We start from the raw sequence: 1,768 nt of genomic DNA, 5'->3' as shown, positions 1-1,768 counted from the left end.
TTGTTTTGTCAGTTAAAAACTTTGGCTCCGTCCTCTCTTGGGGGCGCGCCCCCAAGAGAGGACGGACAATACTCTGAAAGAGGTAATTCCTAAATCAAAATTTTGCACTTCGATTTGGAATCTTCATGGGTCGGGCTAAATCTACACATCTGTTTGTCTTTCGGTTGCAGAGTATATTTCCTGTAAAATACGCGGTTTGTAATATAAAGTGGAGTACGAATTCGTCGAACTCACTCTATAAAATCATCCTCAATTGTCTTATATCTTCCCTTTTATCTTCTGCAACTGTCTCTTTATCTCCTTTTATCTCCTTCTATCTCCCCTTATCTCCTCTTGTCTTCCCTCCCAGAAAAGAATATCGCAAAACGACTTTGGCAGGCATATATTCTCCACGTCCAGAGCTTCTCTGAACAGCGGTGCTATATCCTTTTCGCTGAAACCGGCTATGCCGCAGCCGATGGGTGTGACATAGAAAAACAGTTGTTTGTTGTCGCGTGCGAATGCAATGAACTCGTCTACATACGGTTTTATCGTGTCTACGCCTCCCTGCATTGTCGGTATGGCATAACTCTGCCCTTGCAATCCGGTGCCCTGTCCCCATATTGCGCCAAAGTAACGGTGGGCGGTGCGTGCCGCTCCTCCGCCATGGAAACCGCCCAAGTTGCTGCCGAAGACAAATACCTCGTCTTCTTTCAGAGACGATATATACGGGGGCGTGTAGCGCGGTCGGGTGTCCGGGGCATGCTCTTCTGTGCAATTAACCTGCGGCTGCGCGCTGTTCTCTTTCTTTTTTGCCGATTTGAATAAGTTTATGAACTTCATGTCTGTCGATGATATGTTTGTGATGTGATGCTCCGCATTTGTATTTGCTTTAGACAATGTATCGGTTGTCCGTATGCTATTATAAGAGATTTCCATGCTATATGCCACAGATTTCTATACTATATGCCACAGATTTCTATACTATATGCCGTAGACTTCCATGTTATATGTCGTTGATTTCCATACAAAGGTAATGAAAGTTTGCAAAACACCGGCTTTGCCATGCAAAAAAAACGGCATGTTGATAGATGTCAGATAATTATTTTTATCATATTGTGTATTGTCTTTTATCTTCCTTTATCTCCTCCTGTCTTCCTTTATCTCCTTTTTAACTCCTTCCTTGTTGTAAGCTAAAACACCATTATACCTTTCTTTTTGTAAGGTTGAAAACTGCTGTGAAAAACATACAACAGGGAAAAGCAAGGACCGTTTATATGTATTAGGAATTGTAAAGATGCCTGTTTTGATGCGTAAAGCTATGCCTTTTGTACCCTAAAGTGCCTCTTTTTGGTCTGCAAAATGCCGCATGTTGCGTTGTAAAACGGCACATTTCCGGGCTGTTTATGCCGCTTTCCATCGGAAAATATGCCTTTTCCGGCAGTGTGGAGTTGCACACTTGTTGTCTTTGAAATGTAATATATTGATAGTGTGTTGCTTAGAATTGCACGTTCGTTTTTCGCGTTTTTACGGTCATGGGCAAATATTTTTCAAAGTAAGGCATTCTCAGCGGTTATGTAAAATCAAAATGAAAGCATTTCGGACGCTATGATGTCAATGTGTAATATTGAAGTCGTCTAAACTTTTATGACGGATAAGAATTATGAAGATTCCAAATCGAAGTGCAAAATTTTGATTTAGGAATTACCTCTTTCAGAGTATTGTCCGTCCTCTCTTGGGGGCGCGCCCCCAAGAGAGGACGGAGCCAAAGTTTTTAACTGACAAAACA

The 1,768-nt window shown here is 41.9% G+C and carries 1 protein-coding gene; it reads right to left on the bottom strand.

The window, feature by feature from the left end:
- Positions 1–303 precede the first annotated feature (303 nt).
- Entirely contained in the window at positions 304–918 is a 615-nt protein-coding gene (locus HPS54_RS12750; protein WP_420907323.1) for an A1S_2505 family phage non-structural protein, read from the bottom strand.
- Positions 919–1,768 lie beyond the last annotated feature (850 nt).

This window comes from Xylanibacter caecicola, assembly GCF_013166515.1.
Taxonomy (GTDB): domain Bacteria; phylum Bacteroidota; class Bacteroidia; order Bacteroidales; family Bacteroidaceae; genus Prevotella; species Prevotella caecicola.
Note: the sequence above shows the minus strand (reverse complement) of the source record. Positions and strands in the feature narration are given on the sequence as shown.